Source organism: Clostridium sp., assembly GCF_050717515.1.
In the GTDB taxonomy this organism is placed as follows: Bacteria; Bacillota; Clostridia; order Clostridiales; family Clostridiaceae; genus Clostridium_AD.
In genome coordinates this window covers 118,609-141,204 of the sequence record NZ_JBOITL010000028.1, presented here as the reverse complement: position 1 = coordinate 141,204, position 22,596 = coordinate 118,609, and the positions used below count along the sequence as shown (strand labels likewise).

The 22,596-nt window shown below is 30.0% G+C and carries 18 protein-coding genes; 10 read left to right on the top strand and 8 right to left on the bottom strand.

From position 1 onward, the window contains the following. Positions 1-233 precede the first annotated feature (233 nt). The 6 genes from ACREV6_RS14240 (at position 234) to ACREV6_RS14215 (ending at position 7,667) form a co-directional block, all read left to right on the top strand. Entirely contained in the window at positions 234-761 is a 528-nt protein-coding gene (locus ACREV6_RS14240) for a GNAT family N-acetyltransferase (RefSeq protein ID WP_431578701.1), read from the top strand. Between the two features lie 696 nt (positions 762-1,457). After that, positions 1,458-2,144 carry an ABC transporter ATP-binding protein gene (locus ACREV6_RS14235; protein ID WP_431578700.1) on the top strand — a complete coding sequence of 229 codons (687 nt, stop codon included), beginning with the start codon at positions 1,458-1,460 and terminating at the stop codon, positions 2,142-2,144. Positions 2,145-2,157: 13 nt separating this feature from the next. After that, positions 2,158-4,665 (top strand): ABC transporter permease, encoded by a 2,508-nt coding sequence (locus tag ACREV6_RS14230; RefSeq protein ID WP_431578699.1) that lies wholly within the window; start codon positions 2,158-2,160, stop codon positions 4,663-4,665. A gap of 52 nt (positions 4,666-4,717) precedes the next feature. Beyond that, positions 4,718-5,425 (top strand): lipoprotein BA_5634 family protein, encoded by a 708-nt coding sequence (locus ACREV6_RS14225; protein ID WP_431578698.1) that lies wholly within the window; start codon positions 4,718-4,720, stop codon positions 5,423-5,425. A gap of 266 nt (positions 5,426-5,691) precedes the next feature. Beyond that, a complete protein-coding gene (locus ACREV6_RS14220) occupies positions 5,692-6,390 on the top strand; it encodes a response regulator transcription factor (protein ID WP_431578697.1) in 699 nt (232 codons plus the stop codon). A 38-nt stretch (positions 6,391-6,428) separates the two neighbouring features. Then, positions 6,429-7,667 carry a HAMP domain-containing sensor histidine kinase gene (locus ACREV6_RS14215; protein WP_431578696.1) on the top strand — a complete coding sequence of 413 codons (1,239 nt, stop codon included), beginning with the start codon at positions 6,429-6,431 and terminating at the stop codon, positions 7,665-7,667. A gap of 238 nt (positions 7,668-7,905) precedes the next feature. Here ACREV6_RS14215 and ACREV6_RS14210 read toward each other — a convergent pair whose 3' ends face one another. From ACREV6_RS14210 to ACREV6_RS14190, 5 genes are all read right to left on the bottom strand, one after another. Then, positions 7,906-9,312: an ABC transporter permease gene (locus tag ACREV6_RS14210; RefSeq protein ID WP_431578695.1), complete on the bottom strand. Its 1,407-nt coding sequence runs from the start codon at positions 9,310-9,312 to the stop codon at positions 7,906-7,908. 226 nt (positions 9,313-9,538) lie between these two features. Next, positions 9,539-10,210, bottom strand: coding sequence for an ABC transporter ATP-binding protein (locus ACREV6_RS14205; protein WP_431578694.1), 672 nt, complete (start codon positions 10,208-10,210; stop codon positions 9,539-9,541). A 15-nt stretch (positions 10,211-10,225) separates the two neighbouring features. After that, positions 10,226-11,653 (bottom strand): ABC transporter permease, encoded by a 1,428-nt coding sequence (locus ACREV6_RS14200; RefSeq protein WP_431578693.1) that lies wholly within the window; start codon positions 11,651-11,653, stop codon positions 10,226-10,228. Positions 11,654-11,802: 149 nt separating this feature from the next. After that, a complete protein-coding gene (locus tag ACREV6_RS14195; RefSeq protein ID WP_431578692.1) occupies positions 11,803-13,251 on the bottom strand; it encodes a HAMP domain-containing sensor histidine kinase in 1,449 nt (482 codons plus the stop codon). Between the two features lies 1 nt (position 13,252). Then, complete coding sequence (locus ACREV6_RS14190; RefSeq protein ID WP_431578691.1) at positions 13,253-13,915, bottom strand: response regulator transcription factor; 663 nt, start codon at positions 13,913-13,915, stop codon at positions 13,253-13,255. 243 nt (positions 13,916-14,158) lie between these two features. Here ACREV6_RS14190 and ACREV6_RS14185 point away from each other — a divergent pair, with 243 nt between their 5' ends. Beyond that, positions 14,159-14,638, top strand: a complete 480-nt coding sequence (locus ACREV6_RS14185; RefSeq protein ID WP_431578690.1) for a sensor histidine kinase — start codon at positions 14,159-14,161, stop codon at positions 14,636-14,638. Between the two features lie 101 nt (positions 14,639-14,739). Here the strand turns inward: ACREV6_RS14185 and ACREV6_RS14180 are convergent, their stop codons facing one another. Continuing rightward, positions 14,740-15,792 (bottom strand): HD-GYP domain-containing protein, encoded by a 1,053-nt coding sequence (locus ACREV6_RS14180; protein ID WP_431578689.1) that lies wholly within the window; start codon positions 15,790-15,792, stop codon positions 14,740-14,742. Between the two features lie 222 nt (positions 15,793-16,014). Then, the gene (locus ACREV6_RS14175) at positions 16,015-16,320 is read right to left on the bottom strand and encodes a hypothetical protein (protein ID WP_431578688.1); all 306 of its coding nucleotides are present in this window, start codon (positions 16,318-16,320) and stop codon (positions 16,015-16,017) included. A 144-nt stretch (positions 16,321-16,464) separates the two neighbouring features. Here ACREV6_RS14175 and treR point away from each other — a divergent pair, with 144 nt between their 5' ends. The 3 genes from treR (at position 16,465) to treC (ending at position 20,593) form a co-directional block, all read left to right on the top strand. Then, positions 16,465-17,175, top strand: a complete 711-nt coding sequence (gene treR / locus ACREV6_RS14170) for a trehalose operon repressor (protein WP_431578687.1) — start codon at positions 16,465-16,467, stop codon at positions 17,173-17,175. Between the two features lie 230 nt (positions 17,176-17,405). Beyond that, the gene (gene treP, locus ACREV6_RS14165) at positions 17,406-18,842 is read left to right on the top strand and encodes a PTS system trehalose-specific EIIBC component (protein ID WP_431578686.1); all 1,437 of its coding nucleotides are present in this window, start codon (positions 17,406-17,408) and stop codon (positions 18,840-18,842) included. 92 nt (positions 18,843-18,934) lie between these two features. Next, complete coding sequence (gene treC / locus ACREV6_RS14160; protein WP_431578685.1) at positions 18,935-20,593, top strand: alpha,alpha-phosphotrehalase; 1,659 nt, start codon at positions 18,935-18,937, stop codon at positions 20,591-20,593. A 148-nt stretch (positions 20,594-20,741) separates the two neighbouring features. Here the strand turns inward: treC and ACREV6_RS14155 are convergent, their stop codons facing one another. After that, a complete protein-coding gene (locus ACREV6_RS14155) occupies positions 20,742-22,217 on the bottom strand; it encodes a 4Fe-4S dicluster domain-containing protein (protein WP_431578684.1) in 1,476 nt (491 codons plus the stop codon). Positions 22,218-22,596 lie beyond the last annotated feature (379 nt).

Here is a 22,596-nt window from a genome sequence, read left to right as displayed (position 1 = left end):
CATAATATTGAGCAATGGAAAGCTTCAGAAAAGTTATTTTTGGTAGCAAAAAAAGCTACAAATAATGATAAAAGTCAACGTTACCAATCTATCAATGATTTTTATAATGCGTGGAAAACAGCTTTAGAAATACAATATGCGTAATCTAAGTTAATTCGCATTCTGAATCCAAACCTATTCAAATTGCGTAGTAACGCTTAGTGATTTAATTTTAAATTTCAAGGGGGATTAAGATGATTTATTATAATAATGATAATTTGGCTTTACGCTCAATGATGAAAAGTGACATAAAAAAATTTGTTGATGGTTTCGCAGAACAAGGCTGGCATAAATCAAACGAATTATTTAGTGAATATTACAATCAGCAAGAAAACAAAGAAAAATTAGTTATTGTTGCAGAAATAGGTGGTGATGTTGCTGGCTATGTTACATTGCTTCCTTATGCTAAAGTTGGACCTTTTGCAGATAAGAACATACCTGAAATTGTTGACTTTAATGTTCTTATTAAATATCAAAAGAGAGGTATCGGCAGCAGGATTATGGATGTTGCAGAGAATCTCGCAAAAGAGAAAAGTGATTATGTTTCTCTTTCAGTGGGTCTTCATAATGGATATGGTTCTGCTCAGAGAATGTATGTAAAACGGGGATATATTCCAGATGGGACAGGAGTTTGGTATAACGGAAAGCAATTAGTACCGTATACAAAATGTGAAAATGATGATGATTTAACATTATACTTTTTAAAGTCTTTAAAAGAATAAAAAATATTCTTTTCGTTCGCAATATATGAGAGATGAAGTTACTTCGTAATCTTAGAATTTAACGTCGCAACTGTATTTAAGTGCGAAATACTATGAAACAGAAAGGATGATATTATGAATATGAAAAAGATTATTAAAAATAAGTATGCTATCTATTTACTATGTTTGGTTACTATTACTTTTGTCTTAAATAGCTTTTATTTATATAATATGATAAGTTTAATATTATATAAATATACATTATTATCATTAAATATAGCTATACTCTTACTTATAGCTATATTTAGAAAAAGGATTAACAATATATATATTGTAATAACATTTATTATTGTTGTTATATACAATACTGTAAACATTTTTATTATCATATATCCTAATAATTTAATTGGCAATAAAATTTCTTTTATTTTATCCATTTTATTTGTTTTATCATTTTATAAAGCTAATAGCATTAAATAGATTTAAGAAGCTACTTACGAAAATTAATTCGGAATATTCTAATTAGACGTCACAAACAATAAAAGTTTGTGGCGTTTTTACTTGTGACGACTTAGGAAAATATCGCGGCTTAACTTACAACTCTGTAAGATAACCTTTTGTTTTGTAAGCTGAGCGACATGGAATGTGAAGGCTGCGAGAAGTATAATATGTATATAGTGATGAGAAAACGAGAAACAAAAAAAGGGAGAGATATAAATGGAAATTTTAAAGGTTGAAAATTTAAATAAAACTTATGGTAAAGGTGAAAACAAGGTGGAGGCACTTAAAAATATAAATTTATCAATTGCTAAAGGTGAGTTTGTAGCAATTGTGGGAGCATCAGGTTCAGGAAAAAGTACACTTCTTCATTTACTGGGAGGACTGGATAGACCAACATCTGGGAATGTAGTTATTGATGGAGAAAGTATTTATGATTATAAAGAAGAAAAACTTGCAGTGTTTAGAAGAAGAAAAATAGGTTTTGTATTTCAGTTTTATAACCTACTACCTATTTTAGATGTAGAAGAAAATATAGCACTGCCAGCACTTCTTGATAATGATAAGGTGGATAAAATTTATTTGGAAGAGCTTATTAAGGTATTAGGACTTAGCTCACGAAAAAATCATCTTCCATCAGAATTATCAGGTGGTCAACAGCAAAGGGTATCAATTGGTAGAGCGGTGTTTAATAAGCCGTCAATAATACTTGCAGATGAACCAACAGGAAATCTTGATACTAAAAATTCAAAAGATGTTATGGAATTATTAAAATTTACGGCTAAAAAATATGATCAAACATTAATACTTATTACTCATGACGTTAATATAGCAAATATGGCAGATAGAGTTATTACTATTGAAGATGGTGAAATAACTTCGGACAAAAACTTAAAAGTAAACTAGAGGAGGAAAAGAGATGATAACTAGTTATAAACAGCTTACAGGGAAATATTTAAAGAAAAATAAGAAGAGAACCACACTTGCAATTATTGGAATAATGTTATCAGTTGCACTTATATCTACAATAGGACTCTTCTTTAAAGAAATGCAGGTTTCACAGATAGAGAATGCCATAAACAGTGGAGGTGCTTATCATTTAGCATTTCAAAAAACCAATGAAAAGTTAATATCTAAAATAGTTAATAATCCAAAAGTAGCCAGGTCTGGATTATATAATATAGGTAAAGAAATAAAGATAGGTGATAAATTACTTGTTAACGTAATAACAGCAACAGATAAGGCTTTAGAACTTTTTCCTTATAAAGCAAAAACAGGTAGATTGCCAGAAAATCAAAATGAAGTAGCAATGGAAAAGTGGGCCTTATCACATATTGATAAGGATGCTAAAGTAGGAAATAAAATTAAGGTTGACAACAAAGAATACACTCTTGTAGGAATGCTGGAGGATAATGTGCAAAATCAGTTAAATGGTAATGGATTAATTTTATCTAAAAATAATAATATTAACAAGCAAAATGCACAGTTACTTGTAGAAATAAGCTCAAAAGCAAACTTAAAAACTGCCGTGAATGAATTAAAGCAGCTAGGCGCGAAAGATACCGTTACGGAGAACAGTTATTTATTACAAATGCAGGGAGCAGGTGATTCTAGTTCAAGCCTTGGAGGATTATATGTAACATTAGCAATAATTATTGGAATAGTTTTAATATCAACAATAGCCGTAATATATAATTCATTTCAAATAAGTGTTGTAGAGCGAATTAAACAGTTTGGACTTTTAAGAGCAGTGGGAACTACTCCAAGGCAAATAAGAAAGATTGTCCTAAGAGAAGCAACAATACTTTCAGTAATTGCTATTCCACTAGGACTCATATGCAGTATTATAGCTATACATGGAATAAGTATTGCATTTAAATTAATTGGTGCAGATTCAGTTATGCCTATGAAAATTTTTATATCACATATAGTTTTATACATAAGCGCAGCAGTAGGGCTTACAGCAATATACCTATCAGCACTTGTGCCAGCATATTTTGCAGGTAGGATTTCACCATTAAATGCTATAAGTGGTCGAACTTCTATAACAAAGGAAAAAATAAAAAGAAGAAAGAACAGAGTTATTCAAAGAATATTTGGATTTGAAGGAGCACTGGCTGCTAAAAATATTAAGAGAAATAGAAAAAGATATAGAATAACTGTTTTTTCAATAGTAATAAGTGTGGTGTTATTTGTCACTTTTAAATCCTTCATGGATATGTCACTTAATATATCATCAAATCTTAATGAATCAAAAAACATTCACTTTACAGTTGTGAAAAGTAGTGGAGATGGAAAAGAAAACTTCATAAATAGTAAAATAGAAGATGATATTAAAGCACTTAAGTCAGTTGATAAGGTATATAGAGTATTCAATCAATATTTTTTCGATATGACAATAAGCAAAAACAGTGAAGTTAAGGAAATTCAAGATATGAAAAACATATATATAAAAGGGACTTTAGATGGAGTGGAGAAAACCCTTATGGAAAGTTCTATTATGATTTATGATGTGGATTCACTAGAAGCTTCTAAAAAATATCTAAAGTCAGGAAATATTGATATAGAAAAACTAAATACTGAAAATGGAGTAATCTTAATTAACAAAAATAGAGTACATAATGAAAATACAAAGAAAACGTATGTTGGACCAATAGCGGATATAAAAGTAGGAGATGAAATAGACCTTCAACATGATGCTTTTAAACAGGGTGAATCTAATAAAGCAAAGGTTGAATTTGGCAAGGGCAAAGTTAATAAAGTAAAGGTTATGGCAATTCTTGAGAGTGAAACTTTTGATTATTCCGGATCTCAAAATGGATTGAAAATAATCACATCAGAAGAAATGGGAAAGAAATTAATAGATATTAAGGAGATTAAACCTACAAACTTAAACATAGTTCTTAAAGATGTAAAAAATGAAGATGCAGCGAAAATAGCAATAGAAGCTGCCATAAAATCAAATAATTCACTAACGGTAATAAATAATATAGATAATAATAGAAAAGAAAAATCTTCAATATTAATGGTGAAAATATTATTGTATGGATTTGTACTAGTGGTTTCATTAATAGGAAGTGTTAATATTATAAATACATTAACAACAAATATTATTCTCAGAAAAAGAGAGTTTGCTACATTAAAATCCATAGGGCTAACTCAAAAGGGTTTAAAGAAAATGATTGTGCTAGAAGGACTTCTTTATGGCATCGTTGGTGCTATATATGGCTCTATAATTGGCTGTGGCATATCCTTTATGATGTTTAAATCAATGGGTTCAGTTAGAGAGATGGGATGGAAAATGCCTTGGGAGGCAATAGCTATTGCGGCAGTTGCGTCTATAGTAATAGGGTATATTTCAGTACTATCACCACTATCAAGAATTAAAAAAGAAAATTTAATCCAAGCAGTTAGAGAAGATTATTAATAATATTATATTACACAAAAAATAAATTCATGGAATAGAGGAGATTATATTTATGAAAAAAATAAACAAATGGATTATAGGGGTTGTTGCTACTATTATAGTAGTTGTTGTAGTTGTTTTTGCAGCACAAAAGGTAAAACTTTATTTAAAAGGAGAAAGCTATCCTTTCAATGCAATTATAATAAGTGGAGAAAATCAAAGTATTAGCAAAGCAAAGGATGCTTATAAAGACAATACTAAATATACAAAAGATTATAAATACAAACTTGTAACTAAAGATAATCCGCCTGTTGTTGTTGACGGGGAAACCGTGATAGTTACTGATAAATATTTAATAATGACTAAAGAGACGGCAAAAGCTATGTTAAAAGATCAATTATTTCGTATTAGAAAAAGTGATGAAAATAATGGAAAAATAGACACAAATTTACTTACAGATATACCGAATATTGATGATAAGCAAAGTATTATTTTAGGAGGTACTAAAACAATGCAAAAGTTAAATATTAAAGGAGTAGATATATCCTTAAAATATGGAAATTATTCATGGATAGGTTATTACCCACAAGAAAAAGGCACAATAATTATAACGGATAATGATACTTATAAAATTATAGGCGGATTAGAAACAAATGTGTGTCTTATTAGATTTAAAAAAGGAACTATGGATTGTAAAAGTGAGAAAGATAAAGCAAAAGTTAATAATAAATTATCAGAAGTAAAAAAAATAGATATAAATTATGCAATTGTAGAAAATTAAAGGAGAAATGATTTGGAAATGTAAATTATCCAGGCAACAGTTCACCTTTGGTCTCAATAAATAGGAATAGAAAATGCCAGGTATATTTCAGTGTTACCAAGACTTTCAAGGAACAAAAAAGAAAATTCAATTCAAGCAGTTAGAGAAGATTATTAATAATGATCTTCTCTTTTCTAATTTACGCTGTGGTTCCCTTTAACTTAACGAACAAGTGAGGTATTATTAAGGTATTAATTGTTTACAATATTAAAAATGAGGTGAAAATTATGGATAGATTATTATTGGTTGAAGATGATGAATCATTGGCCCTTGGCATAGAGTTTTCTCTAAAAGATGGGGGATACGAAGTTTCTAGAACCCCAACAGTAGAAGGTGGGAAAAAATTATTTCAAGTGGAGATGTTCGATTTAGTTTTATTAGATGTTAACCTGCCTGATGGCAACGGATATGAATTATGTAAGTACATAAGAACCAAAAGTGATGTGCCTATAATATTTTTAACAGCCTGTGATGATGAGGTTAATGTAGTTCAAGGTCTTGAAATAGGTGGAGACGATTATATAACAAAGCCTTTTCGGGTTAGAGAACTTATATCAAGAATAAAGGCAGCTATAAGGCGTAATTCTAAAAATATATCATCAGGAAACATGCTGAAAAGTGAAAATATACTTGTTGATAATATAAAAGGAACAGTTCGAAAAAATGGTGATATTATAAATCTTACAGCACAAGAATATAAGCTTTTATTAATATTTATCAATAATCCTAATGCTTTAATGAAGAGGGATGAGATACTGTGTGAATTATTAGAAGGGGAAGATCCTTTTTTTGATGAAAACACACTATCTGTTTATATTAAGAGAATAAGAGACAAAATAGAAGATGATCCAAGAGAACCACAGTATATAGTTAATAGACGTGGACTAGGGTATAAGTGGAATAAGGATGTGCAACACCTAAGGTGATGGCAGCACCTGCGGTGCTGAATAAGGAGTAGATTACTATGAAAAGATATTTTAATAATTCTGAACTTAAAATAAGCACAGCAGTTCTTTTGTTTTTAATGACACTATTTTTAATTATTACAGCTTTGTGTTTAAAAACCCATAATGATAATTTAAAGGCTGAATATATAAAAAGTTTAGGAGCAATTAGCGCAAGGGTAGTTGAAAAAAATCCTGAAATGGAAAAGGAGATTATACCACTTATTACAAAGGAGGTTTCTAAGGAAGAAGCTACACGTGGAAGTGTTTTTTTAAAGCAATATGGGTTAACAGAAGGTTTGGAAGATGAGCTATTCCCCTATGTAAGTAGGGCGATTATAAAAAACAACTATTCAATTATTTTTATTTTTATTATTATGGCTGCTATATTATTCACACTTAATTATTTTCAATATGGTTTTTTCTATAAAAGGATAAGAAGATTAACCTTTGCTGCAAAGAAGGTAGTTGAGGGGGATTATGACATAGCTCTAAATGAAAATAAAGAAGGGGATTTTTCAAAACTGGCAATTTCTTTTAACTCTATGAGAGGAATCATTAGGAGTAATTTAAATGATCTTAGGCGAGAAAAACAATTTCTAGTAGATTTGTTATCAGATATATCTCATCAGCTAAAAACTCCGCTTTCATCTGTAATTTTATATAATGATATTATGATTACAAAGCAGTTGACTCCAAAGCAAAGGGCGGATTTTTTATTGAATAATCAAAACCAACTAGATAAGATGAACTGGCTTATAAAAAATATCCTTAAACTTGCTAAATTAGACGCTAAAGCCATAGAAATTGTGAAAGAGAAGCAAAGCTTAAATGAAACGGTGCAAGATGTAATAGATGCACTAGAAAGCAAGGCATCTGAGGCTAAGGTTGTTATTACTTTTAAAGAAAAAGAAGAGATAGTTTTTCAGCATGATAGATTGTGGCTTGAAGAAGCACTTATTAATATTATTAAGAATGGAATAGAGCATACGCTTTGCGGTGGAACCATAGATTTGGAACTTTTGGAAAACCCTTTGTATACAAGAATTATAATAGAAGACACAGGAGAAGGGATAAATGAGGCTGATTTACCGAATGTATTTAAGCGGTTTTATAAAGGGAAGACCTCAAAGAAAAGTGATTCTATTGGAATAGGACTTGCCCTTTCAAAATCAATAGTTGAAGCGCATAATGGGATTATTGAAGTACGAAGTAAGATAGATATAGGAACTAGATTTGTTATTACATTTGTTAAATGATGAATATATATGAATGCCAGTTATTAATTTATCTTCTGCGAAGCGGTGCAGCTCCGCAGGAGACGATTTAATCCTCATAGGTGGGGAGTATTTCACATAAAAGGATTCTCTGATAAAATTTAAGCTTTAACTAACACACCACCTTTAAGTCTAAGTATAATATCCGATTGAGAGGCTACTTCTAATGATAACTCACATTTTTAAATTCTAATATTGTACTCATTTTTATAAAGCCTCCTTAATCATTTCTAGATAATATGGTTTTTGGATTAAATCGAAGTATTGAAACTGCTGAACCAGATGTTGCTAAAATCACTATAATGAATCCCATTAGATATAATTTTTGTAAATCTTTTGAACTCACGCTAACATCTATTTTGTCTATGGCATAATCATCAGCATCAGGCAATGGTTCGCTACTACTCGTATCCATACTAATCACTAATCCGGGTTTTGATGGTGATTCTGTTTTTTTCTTTTCATTTGCCTTTATTTCATTTTGTAATAAAGTATTACCTACGTTCTGCGATACCTTATTACCGGTAAATGTAGCTATACTAAAAGCTATGGTAGCAACAATTATTAGTTCTAATAATAATTGACCAATAATTCTAAATCTACTTTCTCCTAGAGACATTAATACACCAATTTCATATCTTCTGTCTTTAAGTGATAAATTTATTAAAAGTGATAAAATTACTGTACCAGCAATGGCGACTATAATAACTATGGTTTTTGAAAATGATCCAACATTTTCAATAGGTCTCATCATCTTTTTATACAGCGAATCTTGTGCATCTATTTTGAGATCATCTAGTGCTATACCCGAATTTTTTACATCTGTTTTAAAATTTTCAATGTTTATAGGATCATCCAAGAAATAAGTAGCTTTTTGAATAGTACCTTTAGATGAAGAATCACCTAAGGATGAGGCTACAGAAATAGGTGTATATATTTTATTAGAAGGATTCATAAAAGCATATTTAGCCAATAAAGTAGCCAGCCTAGGATCAGATTTAGTTTCATCAGCTGTATATAACCCTACAATTTCTAAGTCTAAAGTTTCTTCTCCCTGTTCAGCTTTTATTTTTATTTTATCTCCAAGCTTTAAATTATTTGCATCTGCTAGTTTTTTATTTAGTATTGTTACATTTTTTCCTTCATCGCTACTTGTTAAATTTCGTCCTTCAACCAGTTTACTTTTTCTTTCAGTAAAATCAGGATGAAGATTTGAATATAAAGTAGCTTTCAATGATAAATCAGGCTGAGCTTTAGGCAATGTATCCTTATTGTCATCTTTTTTAGCTTTAACAGGTTTAAAGTTCTCGGCCATAACATTTATTGACTGTAAATAATTATATGATTTAACATGCTTTAAGTATTTTAGTTTATCTATATCCTTCATATGTAGCTTAGGTAGATTATCTGATGATTTTCGCGATTTTGCTTGTTTTTCATAATCAGGAGAGATATCTACAGATCCTCCAAGTTTTTGTCTAGCAAGATCACCAACTTTAGCAGTAGCTGATTGTATAGCTAATCCAGCTAACACCATATTAGCTATAACGCAAAACATCAGAATTAATAGTACAGTTTTATTTTTCCTTTTAGTAACACTTAGTATTGCTCTTTTAATAAAATTCATTTGTTACCCTCCTTGTTTTTCTTATCTTTCTTATGTTATTATAGTTTTTAATTATGTAGTTAAGGTGAAGTTAAAATGTTTTTAACATGAATCAAGTAGGTGAAAGTCATAGATTAGTGAAGAGGCTAGGAGTGCTTTTACATGAATATCGCCTGTATCTAATAGTGAAATCCCTCCAACCTCTTAGGTTGGGGGGATTTCATATAAAAGGATTCTCTAATAAAACTTAAGATTTAACTAACACACCACCTTTAAGTCTAAGTATAATATCCGATTGAGAGGCTACTTCACTAGAGTGAGTAACGACTATAACACACTTATTTTCCTTATGAGCCAGTGATTTAAATATATTTACTATATCACTTGCAATATCAGCATCAAGATTTCCAGTTGGCTCATCTGCAATTATCAAATCTCCTTCTGAGGAAAGAGCGCGTGCTATTGCTACTCTCTGCTGCTGTCCACCACTTAGCTTCAATACGTTTCTACGGGCTTCATCTTTTGTTAAACCCATTTTTTCTAGTAAATCATAAGCTTTTTGTTTTTTATTTTCTATTTTAATCTTTGTTATTTCCATTGCTGTTAAAACATTCTGTAGAGCTGACATATAAGGTATTAAATTGTAGGATTGAAATACTATACCAATATATTTATTTCTATAATTAGTAAGCCCTATATTTGTTATATTCTTTTTTTCATATAATATCTCTCCAGCTTTGGATGTATCTAAGCCACTAGCTAAAGCAAGAAATGTAGTTTTTCCTGAACCAGAGGAGCCAAGTATTGTGTAAAAACTTCCTTTTTCAAATTTAAAATCTATTTGCTTTAAAATCGTTGCTTTTTTTGAACCATCCTGATAATGATAACTCACATTTTTAAATTCTAATATTGTATTCATTTTTATAAAACCTCCTTAATCATTTCTAGATAATATGGTTTTTGGATTAAATCGAAGTATTGAAACTGCTGAACCTGATGTTGCTAAAATCACTACAATGAATCCCATTAGATATAATTTTTGTAAATCTTTTGAACTCACGCTAACATCTATTTTGTCTATAGCATCAGCATCAATATCTGGTCCGCTAGCATACATGCCTATCATCGCTGACTCGGATTCTGATTTTCCCTTTTCATTTGCCTTTATTTCATTTTGTAATAAAGTATTACCTACGTTCTGCGAGACCTTATTACCGGTAAATGTAGCTATACTAAAAGCTATAGTAGCAACAATTATTAGTTCTAATAATAATTGACCAATAATTCTAAATCTACTTTCTCCAAGCGACATCAATACACCAATTTCATATCTTCTGTCCTTAAGTGATAAATTTATTAAAAGTGATAAAATTACTGTACCAGCAATGGCGACTACAATAACTATGGTTTTTGAAAATGATCCAACATTTTCAATAGGTGTCATCATCTGTTTATACAGCGAATCTTGTGCATCTATTTTGAAATCATCTAGTGCTATACCAGAATTTTTTATAGCCTTTTTAAAATTTTCCATGTTTATAGGATCATCCAAGAAATAAATAGCTTTGTTAAAAGTATCTTTAGATGAAGAATCCATTAAAGATGCTACAGAATTAGGTGTATATATTGTATTAGAAGGAGTCAGAGAAGGAAACACATCCATCATAGGAGTATGTTCTGTTTTATCATCTGTAAATAACCCTACAATTTCTAAGTCTAAAGTTTCTTTTCCCTTTCCAGTATCTTTTATTTTTATTTTATCTCCAAGTTTTAAATTGTTTGCATCTGCTAGTTTTTTATTTATCATTGTTACATTTTTTCCTTCATCACTACGTGTTAAATGTCGTCCTTCAACCAGTTTATTTTTACCTTCAGTAAACGCGGGATAAAGATTTGAAAATAAAGCACCATCTATTAATAAATCTGGTGTCTTTTGTAATTCTGGTTCACCATTATCACCCATTTTCACCATACCTGACTCTTGGTTAGGCTCATTTTCATTTTCATTTTCATTTTTCTCTTTAATAGGTTTAAAGTTCTCTGCCAAAGCCATTGAGTTCGTTAAGTAATTATATGCTTTAACATGCTCTAAGGATTTTAGTTTGTCAAGATCCTTCATATTTAATCTTGGACTAGCACTACTATCATCCTTGCTTTTAGCATTTAGCTTTTCCTTATCAACGTCAATAGATACAGAACCTCCAAGCTTTTGTCTGGCAAGAACACCAACTTTAGCAGTAGCTGATTGTATGGCTAACCCAGCTAGCACCATATTACCTATAACACAAAACATCAGAATTAGTAGTACAGTTTTACTTTTCCTTTTAGTAACACTTAGTATTGCTCTTTTAATAAAATTCATTTGTTACCCTCCTTCTTTTTCTTATCTTTCTTATGTTATTATAGTTTTTAATTATGTAGTTAAGGTGAAGTTAAAATGTTTTTACCGTGAATGAAGTAGGTGAAAGTCATAAATGGGTACTAACATTCAGGGCGCAAAAAAACAGAAGCTTAATTGCTTCTGTTAAAAATAATTTTAAAACAAACTCCTGATTGAGTATTAGTAAATTTATATTCTAAAGCATGGGCCTCTAGTATTTTTTTTACTATATATAACCCTAATCCGCTGCCACCAGTACTCCTGCTTCGAGATTTTTCTATACGATAAAAAGGGTCAAAGATATTTTCAAATTCCGCTTCGTCTATATGTACACCTCCATTTTCAACAGTTAATACTATTAGATAATTATCCTCATACAAATTTATAAGAACCTTCTCATTTCTTTCTGTATGTGTGATGGAGTTATTAATAATATTAGATATGGCCTTTTTAATTAGTTTTTCATCTCCCTGAATATATAGTTCTTCAGCTATTTTTGAATTTAAACTTATATCCTTTTGACTTATAAGATAGCTGAGTTTTTCAAGACAATTGTTAACAAGGTAGGATAGATTTATTTCAGTGTATTGTGGTTTAAACCCATGAGCTTCTAATTTTGATATTTCAAGTATTTCTCTAACCATTGATTCCATATCATCCAAAACTACTAAGGATCTATTCATATATTTATCTCTATCCTTATAGATACCTATATTTCCAAGCATACCTTCAAGTTGCCCTTTTATTATTGTAATAGGAGTTTTTAATTCATGTGAAATTGTAGCAGTAAATTCTCTTCTTTTTCTTTCCATTTCCCGTTCTTTTTCAATATCATCTAAAAGTTTTAAATTAGTATTTTTAAGTTTACCCATTGTATGCTGCAAATTGGATGCTAACTTATTTAAGCTTAAAGCAATTTCTCCTATTTCGTCCTCACTATTTACCTCACAGCTTTTTTCAAAATCTAAAGCTGCCAACTGTATCGCATTCTTATTTATTTCAACTAAGGGCTTAGTAATTTTCTTTGAATATATAAAGGAACCTACCACTGATATAATAATGACTACAATTCCAATTAAGGGCACTAAATTTAATAAAACCTTTGAAGCTTCATTTATAGGTTGCAAGGAAATGATAACATTTATAGTGTAGATTTCATTATCATCTGAAAATTTTATCTGTTTTGAAATAATACTGCTAACCTCGTTAGAAGTATTGCTTCCTCGCACTATTACTGTGTTTGGAAGTGGTAAGGAGTCTTTTGGTATATCAGTATCTTCACCCATATAAAGTGACCTAGTATTTAAAGGTGAATATACTATATTTCCTTTCATATCTTCTACATTCAAACTAACAGTATATTTTAAATTAAATTCATCAAAATATTTCTTTGATTCTTCCATTGAAAGGCTTTGTACAGTGCTAGCTAATTTCGTTAGTCCAGTTTCTACATTGTTTAGTTTATAATTATAATAATAAATTGGTAACATAAAGTATATTATTAAATATATACATATGGCTGATACTATTAGCAATATAGATGTGATTGTAAAAATTTTAAAAGTAATACTTTTTTTCATTTTATTTTTCAAGTTTATAGCCAACACCTCTAATTGTCTTAATATAATCAATCTTTAGTTTGCACCTTAGATTTTTAATATGAGTATCAATAACTCTAGCATCGCCATAAAAGTCATATCCCCAAAGCTGATTTAATATTATCTCTCTTGTTAAAATTCTACCTTTATTTTCAATAAATATCTTTAGAATTTCAAATTCTTTAGATGTAAGTTCTATATCTTTTCCACCAACCCAAACCTTAAAGCAAGTAGTATCGATTAGAATATCTTCGAAGCTAAGTTTTAACTCTTCGCCATTAGTATTTATTCTTCTAATTACCGCTTCCACTCTTTTAATTAAAAGATTAACTGAAAAAGGTTTGGTTATATAATCATCTATCTCTAATTCGAAACCTTTTATTTGATCTTCTTCCTCTTCTAATGCAGTTAGCATTATAATTGGAATTTTAGATGTTTTTCTAATGATTTCACATACAACAAAGCCATCAATCTTAGGAAGCATTATATCCAGAAGCACTAAATCAAACTTACTTGAATTAAATATATCAATACCTTTTAATCCATCTTCAGCTACTTCAACAACATATCCACTTGCGCACAAAAATTCACGTATAATTTCTTGTATATCTAAATCATCTTCAATTACAAGTATTTTTTCATTCATATATACACCGCCTCCATTAAATTATAAAGTATGATTGTGAGTTTTGTGTGAAGTTAAAGCATTTAATTTAGAATTATCTGATTATATTATACAGTTTTTGTTGATTTTCTTAGTATTTTATATTAGTTAGTTAAATATGTAATATTGCTAAAAACTTAAATAAATATATATATATCATCAGAGCTTAATGAGTTTAAAAACATTTATTTCTCAGTTCCACCAGGTAACTCACATAGCTCACAAGTGGCCACTATAGATAATAAAATAGAGGATGACATTAAAGCACTGAAGTCAGTGGATAAGGTATATAAAGTATGCTATCTATATTTTTTCTCTAAAAGGGTGGCATTTTTATTAAATAACCAAAACCAACTAGAAAAGATGAACTGGCTCATTAAAAACTTACTTAAGTTAGCTAAATTAGATGCTAAAGCCATAGAAATTATGAAAGAGAAGCAAAGCTTAAATGAAACAATGCAAGATGCAATAGATGCATTGGAGAGAAAGGTTTTTATTATTTTTAAAGAAAATGGAGAAATAGGTTTTAAGCATGATAGATTGTGGCTTGAAGAAGCACTTATTAATATTATTAAGAATGGCATAGAGCATACTCCTGGAGGGGGAACAATAAATTTGGAACTTCAGGAAAATCAATTGTATACAAGAATTATAATAGAAGATAAAGGAGAGGGTAGGACTCCAATTTACTATTACATTTGTTAAATAATAAATACACATGAACATCATGTATCTATGACATTCATGTGGTATGTATTTTTGAAAAATGTTCACATAGCATATAGCTATAGGCTTTAAATTGGTTATTAGATTACCAATGTTTCAACATACAAATCTTTCTCTTTTTTTAAGTCTAGGAATCCATTGTCATCAAGCATAATAGGATTCGTCAAATCATTTATTTGAACTTGGATAATCTTGCAGGAACGTTTATCATTCAGCAGTACATTTTCACCCATGTAGTAAGTTACTATGTGATTTAAAAACATATTGCAGTATGTGGGCTCAAGTTCTAAAATACTCTCATCTTGAATCACTTTTAGAGCTTCCAGTGGACCTTTGATTTTTTTAACATATCTGTTAGAGTTAAGTTCGTCAAATACATCCGCAATAGCTATTATTTTAGCGAATTTTGGTATTTTATCATTGCTAACGTGTAGAGGGTACCCAGATCCGTCCATTCTTTCATGGTGCATCAGTACTGAAAGGCCCACAGAAGGATCTAGATATGGAATCTGTTTAACAAAATGATACCCTACAACGGGATGTGTCTTTAAAGTATCAGACTCATCAGGGGTAAGATTTTCTTTTTTGTTTAGTATATCTTTACTTATTTGCAGTTTACCAAAATCGTGTAATATTGCCGAATAGGTTAATAAACTCAGTTCTTTTTCATCAAGCCCTAACCATTTGCCTAGTATAAAACTAATAGCGGCTACGTTTACGCTATGCCTATAAATTGAATCATTGCCACTACCATAGAAGATTATATTTCTAATGACTATTCCTGTTGCTGTGAATTCTTGTTGAATATTTTGTGCAAAAGTTCTTATTTCGGTTATTTGAGGAGTCTCTAAAGTAGATATATTATCAAATATATTTTCTAAATTAGAAGAAAATTCATTAAAGGTATTTTCAAGTTCTTTTACGGTTTTAAGTTTCAAAGACTTGCTAGAATTATCCTCTAAATAAATCTCTAGCTCATCAATAATATAGTTCTTCTTTAGATTAATTAACATTGAGTCTGTAATAGCGATACCGCTACCTAGTAATATTTTGCCTTGAAAGGTTATATCTGTAGCAGAAACCATTCCTACTTGCAGTTCATTAATTGGTAATGTTTTTTTAAAAGATAACATATTAATTCACCTCATATTTGATTTTTTAGCATAACATATTAAATTACTTACATTATTATCATCATTAAATTTATGACATTTATGTATATATTATCGTATTAATTATATATTTCTAAAGGGGTTTACTTGATAAAAAATAAATTTTTCTGTATTTTTTTTGTTTATACTCAATTTTTAATTTGAATTATCAAAAATAGAATCATGCTGTTTCAACAAAATGGTCTAAGCCCTATTTTTTCTTCTAACTATTTTCTGTATATTTGAGAATAACCCCAAAAGAACTCCCATTAGCATGGATTGAATCCCATAGGTAAAAGAACTAGATATACGCAAAATCATTGATAATGTTCCGACTACTATTGCACTAAGTACTAAAGATATTGTTATAAAAGCAAATAATCCTAAAAAATTAGTTATCTTAAGCTTTGTTTGCACTTTATTGCTAATTAATAATTTTTTATCAAAGTAAATAAATAAACCAGCTGGAACTAATAGTAGTAGTAGTTTTATTAGCATGTTTGTATCCATGTTTTATCATCTCCTGTGTAATATTGCGTTTATTAAAATTATAACACAGTATTAAACAACCTAGTGATAATTAAAACACTCTTAATTTTGAGGGGTTTTATGATATAATTAATTTTATAAGATTTAACTTTATGGAGGATTGAAATGAAAAAACTATACACAGATATATATGATAATATAAAAAAAAATATTGTTAAAGGGATTTATACACCAGGAGAAAAGCTACCTTCAGAAAACGATTTTTGTAAAGAGTTTGGAGCAAGTCGCGGAACTGTTAGAAAAGCACTTGAGATGCTTGCAGAGGAAGGCCTTGTTAATAGTCTTCATGGAAAAGGTGTATTTGTTTTAGAAAATGATTTTATTAATTTTTCTTTTGGTGGCCTGGTAAGTTTTAAGGAAGCCAGTGAAAGTAGCAAGCAAAAATTTAGTACCAGGGTACCTAAATTTGAAGAAGTTATTATAGATGAAGCAATAAGCAAAAAAAGCAATCTAGCTATTGGAAAAGAAGCTTATAAATTATATAGAGTGCGCAGTTTAGAAGATGAAAAAATAATTTTTGATATTAATTATTTTTTAAAGGATGTAGTACAAGGATTAACAGTGGAAATTGGAGAAAAATCTATTTATGAATATATTGAAGAAAGTTTAAATATAAAAATAGGTTTTGCTAGTAAAGTTATTCAAGTTGAAACTGCTACTTCAAGAGATAAATTAAATTTGGATATGAAATCTTATAATTTTGTTGTGGTGGTTAAAAATTATGTATACTTAAGTGATGGAACACAATTTGAATATACTGAATCACGCCATCGCCCAGATCGTTTTGTGTTTTCTGATTTTGCTCGTCGCCGATAAGGCGATTTTTTTTATGTTTTCATATATAAATTAAATATTTCTGTATCGTTTACATTTTTTTAGTCAAAGCTATTGACTAACTTGTATATATGAGTTAATATAAAAATATAAAGAACTTGTATAGACAAGCTATTATGCGTAAATAAAAACGGATTTATGTAAGTTTTAACGAAATTTCAGCAGTGAAGTGCATTAAAGATAAAAAATATAATTATATAGGGGGAATTTAAATGAGTAAATTCACAGAAGATTCAAAACAATTGCTAGAACACATTGGTGGTAGCGAAAACATTGTAGCGGTATCCCATTGTGCCACCCGTATGAGATTTGTTTTAAAGGAGGATAAAAAAGCAGATATTAAAAAAATCAAAAGCATTAAATCTGTAAAAGGAACATTTGCGCAGGCTGGACAATTTCAAGTTATTATAGGAAATGAAGTTCCTGATTTTTATAATGAATTTGTGGCAGTGTCAGGAGTAGATGGGGTTAGTAAAGATAAGGCAAAGGATGCAGCAAAAGGTAATATGAATTTTATTCAACGAATGCTTGCTAATTTAGCAGAAATATTTACACCACTTATTCCAGCACTAATAGTTGGAGGTTTGATATTAGGTTTTCGTAACGTAATTGGAGATATCAAATTACTTGAAGGTGGAACTAAAACAATAACTCAGTTGTATCCATTTTGGGCTGGGGTTCATTCCTTCTTGTGGTTAATTGGTGAAGCTATATTTTTCTACTTACCAGTAGGAATAACTTGGTCTATTTCTAAAAAGATGGGCACAACTCAAATACTAGGAATTGTATTAGGTCTTACTTTAGTATCTCCTCAGCTTTTAAATGCCTATGATGTAGCAAAGACTGCTGCAGATAAAATTCCATTTTGGAATTTTGGAACTTTCCACATTCAAATGATAGGTTACCAAGCGCAAGTTATACCAGCCATACTTGCAGGATTTCTTTTAGCAATCTTAGAAAAGAATGTGCGTAAAATTGTTCCAGAATATATATCTATGATAGTAGTACCTTTTCTAGCATTGGTGCCAACTGTAATAATAGCACATACTGTTTTAGGACCAATAGGTTGGGCAATAGGTTCAGCTATATCAGGTGTAGTGTACAGCAGCTTAACTTCTGCTTTTGGGTGGCTGTTTGCAGCAGTGTTTGGATTCTTTTATGCCCCCTTAGTAATTACAGGACTACATCATATGTCAAATGCTATTGATCTGCAACTTATGGCTGAATTTGGTGGAACGAATTTATGGCCAATGATTGCATTGTCAAATATAGCTCAAGGCTCTGCAGTTGTAGCAATGATATTTATAAACAAAAAAACTAAACCAGAAGAAGAACAAGTGTCAATTCCAGCTGCTATTTCCTGTTACCTAGGAGTAACTGAACCAGCGATGTTTGGTATTAATTTAAAATACGTATATCCATTTTTAGCAGCTATGGTAGGCTCAGCAATTGCAGGGGTAATATCAGTAGCCTCAGGTGTTATGGCAAACTCCATTGGTGTTGGCGGACTTCCAGGTATACTATCTATTCAACCTAAATATATGTGGATTTTCTCATTGGCAATGCTGGTTGCAATAGTGGTTCCCTTTATATTAACTCTTCTTCTTTCTAAAACAAAATTTGCAGCAAAGTTTACAACTGAGGATTAAGTATTAAGTAACTATAAATTTATAATGCATGTAAAAGGAAAATTTAATATAAATCCTTTTATATGCATTCATTTAAAGGAGTATAAGAGTTTATGAAAGATTTTAAAAAAAGTGTGGTTTATCAAATTTATCCTAGATCCTTTAAGGATTCAAATGGAGATGGAATTGGTGATTTAAAAGGTGTTACTGAAAAATTAAATTATCTAAAAGAATTGGGAGTAGACTATATATGGTTAACACCATTTTATAATTCACCTCAAAAGGACAATGGTTATGATGTAGCGGATTATTGCAGTATTGATAGTAGTTTTGGAACTATGGAAGATTTTGATGAAATGGTTATAGAAGCTAAAAAATTAGGAATAGATGTTATGCTAGATATGGTATTTAACCATACTTCTACAAAGCATAAATGGTTTCAAAAGGCAATAAAGGGCGATGAAAAATATAAAAATTACTATATATTTAAACAAGCTGTGGATGGGAAACAGCCAACTAATTGGATTTCTAAGTTTGGAGGTTCTGCTTGGGAATATACAGAAGAATTCAATGAATACTATTTGCATTTATTTGACAAAACACAAGCAGATCTTAATTGGGAAAACCAGGAATTAAAACAAGAAGTATTTCAAGTGGTTAATTTTTGGATGGAAAAAGGAGTAAAGGGCTTTCGCTTTGATGTAATTAATTTAATTTCAAAACCTGAAAAATATGAAGATGATTATACAGGCGATGGTCGCCGTTTTTATACAGATGGTCCTAAAATTCATGAATATTTAAAAGAACTTAATAAGGAAAGCTTTGGGAAATGTGAAGATATTATTACAGTGGGAGAAATGTCTTCAACAACTATAGAAAATTGTAGTAAATATTCAAATCCAAAGGAAAGTGAATTGTCTATGGTGTTCAATTTTCATCATCTTAAAGTGGATTATAAAAATGGTGATAAGTGGAGTTTGATGGATTTTGATTTTCTAGGGTTAAAACAAATTCTTAATGACTGGCAGGTGGGCATGGAGGAAAGTAATGGTTGGAATGCACTATTTTGGTGCAACCATGATCAGCCCCGTATTGTATCTCGTTTTGGAGATGATAAAAAATACCATAGTAAATCTGCAAAAATGTTGGCAACAACACTACATATGTTAAGAGGAACACCTTATATTTATCAAGGCGAAGAGTTTGGTATGACAAATCCATATTTTGATAAAATTGAGTTATATAAAGATGTAGAATCAATTAATTGTTATAATACTTTAAAAGATAAAGGTATGGATAATAAAGAAATAATTAAAATTTTGCAATCAAAATCAAGAGATAATTCCCGTACCCCAGTTCAATGGAATGATAAGGCGAATGCTGGTTTTACTACAGGTACACCGCTTATATCAATAAGCAGTAACTATAAGAAAATAAATGCTGAGAATGCATTGAAAGATGAAGATTCTATTTTTTATCACTACAAGAAGCTTATAGAACTTAGAAAAAAATATGATATAATTGCCTATGGTGATTTTAAGATTATATTAGAAGAGGATACTCAGATTTTTGCTTATGTTCGTTCAATGAAGAATGAAACACTTTTAGTTATAAATAATTTTTATGGGAAAGAAGTTAATTTTATATTGCCAGAAGGTTTAAAATTTAAGGGCAAATCCACTATTTTAATATCAAATTATAAAGATACGGAAAATAATATTGAAAAACTAACTTTAAGACCATATGAAGCTATTGTTTTTCATATAAAATAGAATCTGAAATTATATCATTATGGAAGCTAGCTATTTAAAGACAATTAATTAAATAATGCATAAAAGAGCATCAACTATTTTTAGTTGATGCTCTTTTATAAAGAATATTTCTTGATTATGGTAGCATTTTGTTTTAAAAAACAAATTATTATTTAGACATAAAGTCTTTGCCACGATGCAAATCAATTTCATCTAATTTCATTACTCTTAATGAATCAATGACATCTTTTTCTAAGGCTAACTGTCCATATTTATCTACTTCTTTTTTATCTTTTGGACCATGATTAAGGGAAGCTGGTCCACCTATACAGCCACCACTACAAGCCATTCCTTCTATGAAATTACCGTTTAATCTGTTGAATTTCAATAATTTTAGTGCTTTATCGCATTCAATAAGGCCATCACAACTTATAGGTGTAAACTCAAGTGAAGTATTTTCAGCTTCTACTAAATGTTTTACAGCTTCTGTAAGACCACCTGATTTAGCAAAAATTCTTCCATAAAAGGAAGCATTATTTAAGGGAAGTTCCTCGCATTCTAGAAGATTTATGTCAAAAGCGTCAAGCATTGCCTGAAGTTCTTCAAAAGTCATTGCATAATCAGTAATGCCTTTTATATCTGCCTGTTTTATTTCCATTTTTTTAGCCGTACAAGGTCCTATAAATACAACTTTAGCTAGTGGGTCTGTATTTTTAATTAGTTTAGAAATTGCTATCATGGGTGAAACTGTATTTGAAACATATTTACCGAGTTCAGGATAATGTTTCTTAATGTAAGACACAAAAGCTGGGCAACAAGAGCTTGTCATAGTTTTCAGCTCTTCAATATTTTCTAAAAATTCGCTTGTTTCATTTTGTGCTACCATATCTGCACCAAGGGCTACTTCTATTACATCTTGAAAACCCATTTTCTTTATTCCTGAAACTACTTGACCAATTTTAGCATAAGTAAATTGGCTAGAAATTGCAGGTGCAACTATAGCATATACATGTTTATTTTTATCTTCTTTTGATTCTAGTAATAAATTAGTAATCTCTACTACTGAGGATTTATCCATAATTGCACCAAAAGGGCATTGATAAACACAAGAACCGCATTGTATACATTTTTCATTATCTATTACTGCTTTTTTATCTTCGTCAATGCTTAAAGCACCTGCATTACAAGCTCTAAGACAAGGTCTTTTAACATCAGAGATTGCATTGTATGGACAAACATCTTTGCATTTACCACATTCAATACATTTGTTGGTGTCAATGTAAGAACGCCTATTTATAGAGTGAATTGCACCCACTGGGCATACTTGAACACATTTGTGGGTTAGACAACCTCTACAAGCTTCAGTAACAGTAAATCGTTGTATGGGGCATTCGTCACAAGCAATATTTATTACTTCAACCACATTTTTATTTTTTTTATCTCCACCCATTACAAGTTTTATTCTTTCGCCAATAATTGCTCTTTCCTTATGAATGCAACAGCGGGTTCTTGCTTTAGGCCCTGGAATAAGAACCTTAAATAGATTTTTACCTTCTTTTTTTAGAGTTCCTTTAAGAGAAAGTTTAACTACTTCTCGTATTACTTCGTATTTTATAAGCTGTATATCATTATCGAAAGTTTTCATATTTATCGTCTCTCCTATTTTTATGATATTGTGATATAAATATCAGATTCTGAAATTTAAACAAAGAGTAAAGTATATTTACTGCCTATCATTGAGAGTGTATTCAATAAAAAAAATACTCATATTATATCTTTATAACTGAAGTTATAGAGCTGTCATTAATTTTAATAGTGCAATTAACTTATTTTCTTCAATTAATTTCTTAAGACCATTAATTCCATAATAATATTATCACTATGTTATTAAATTATCAAGTGGGCTCATTTGGTACCCATAAGAGAGCAATGTGTTAATATTGCTTTTTATATAAAATCTTGTTTTAGTAAAAATTATCTACACAAGAAATTTTTAATAGCCTATAATTATAAGGATAGAGGAG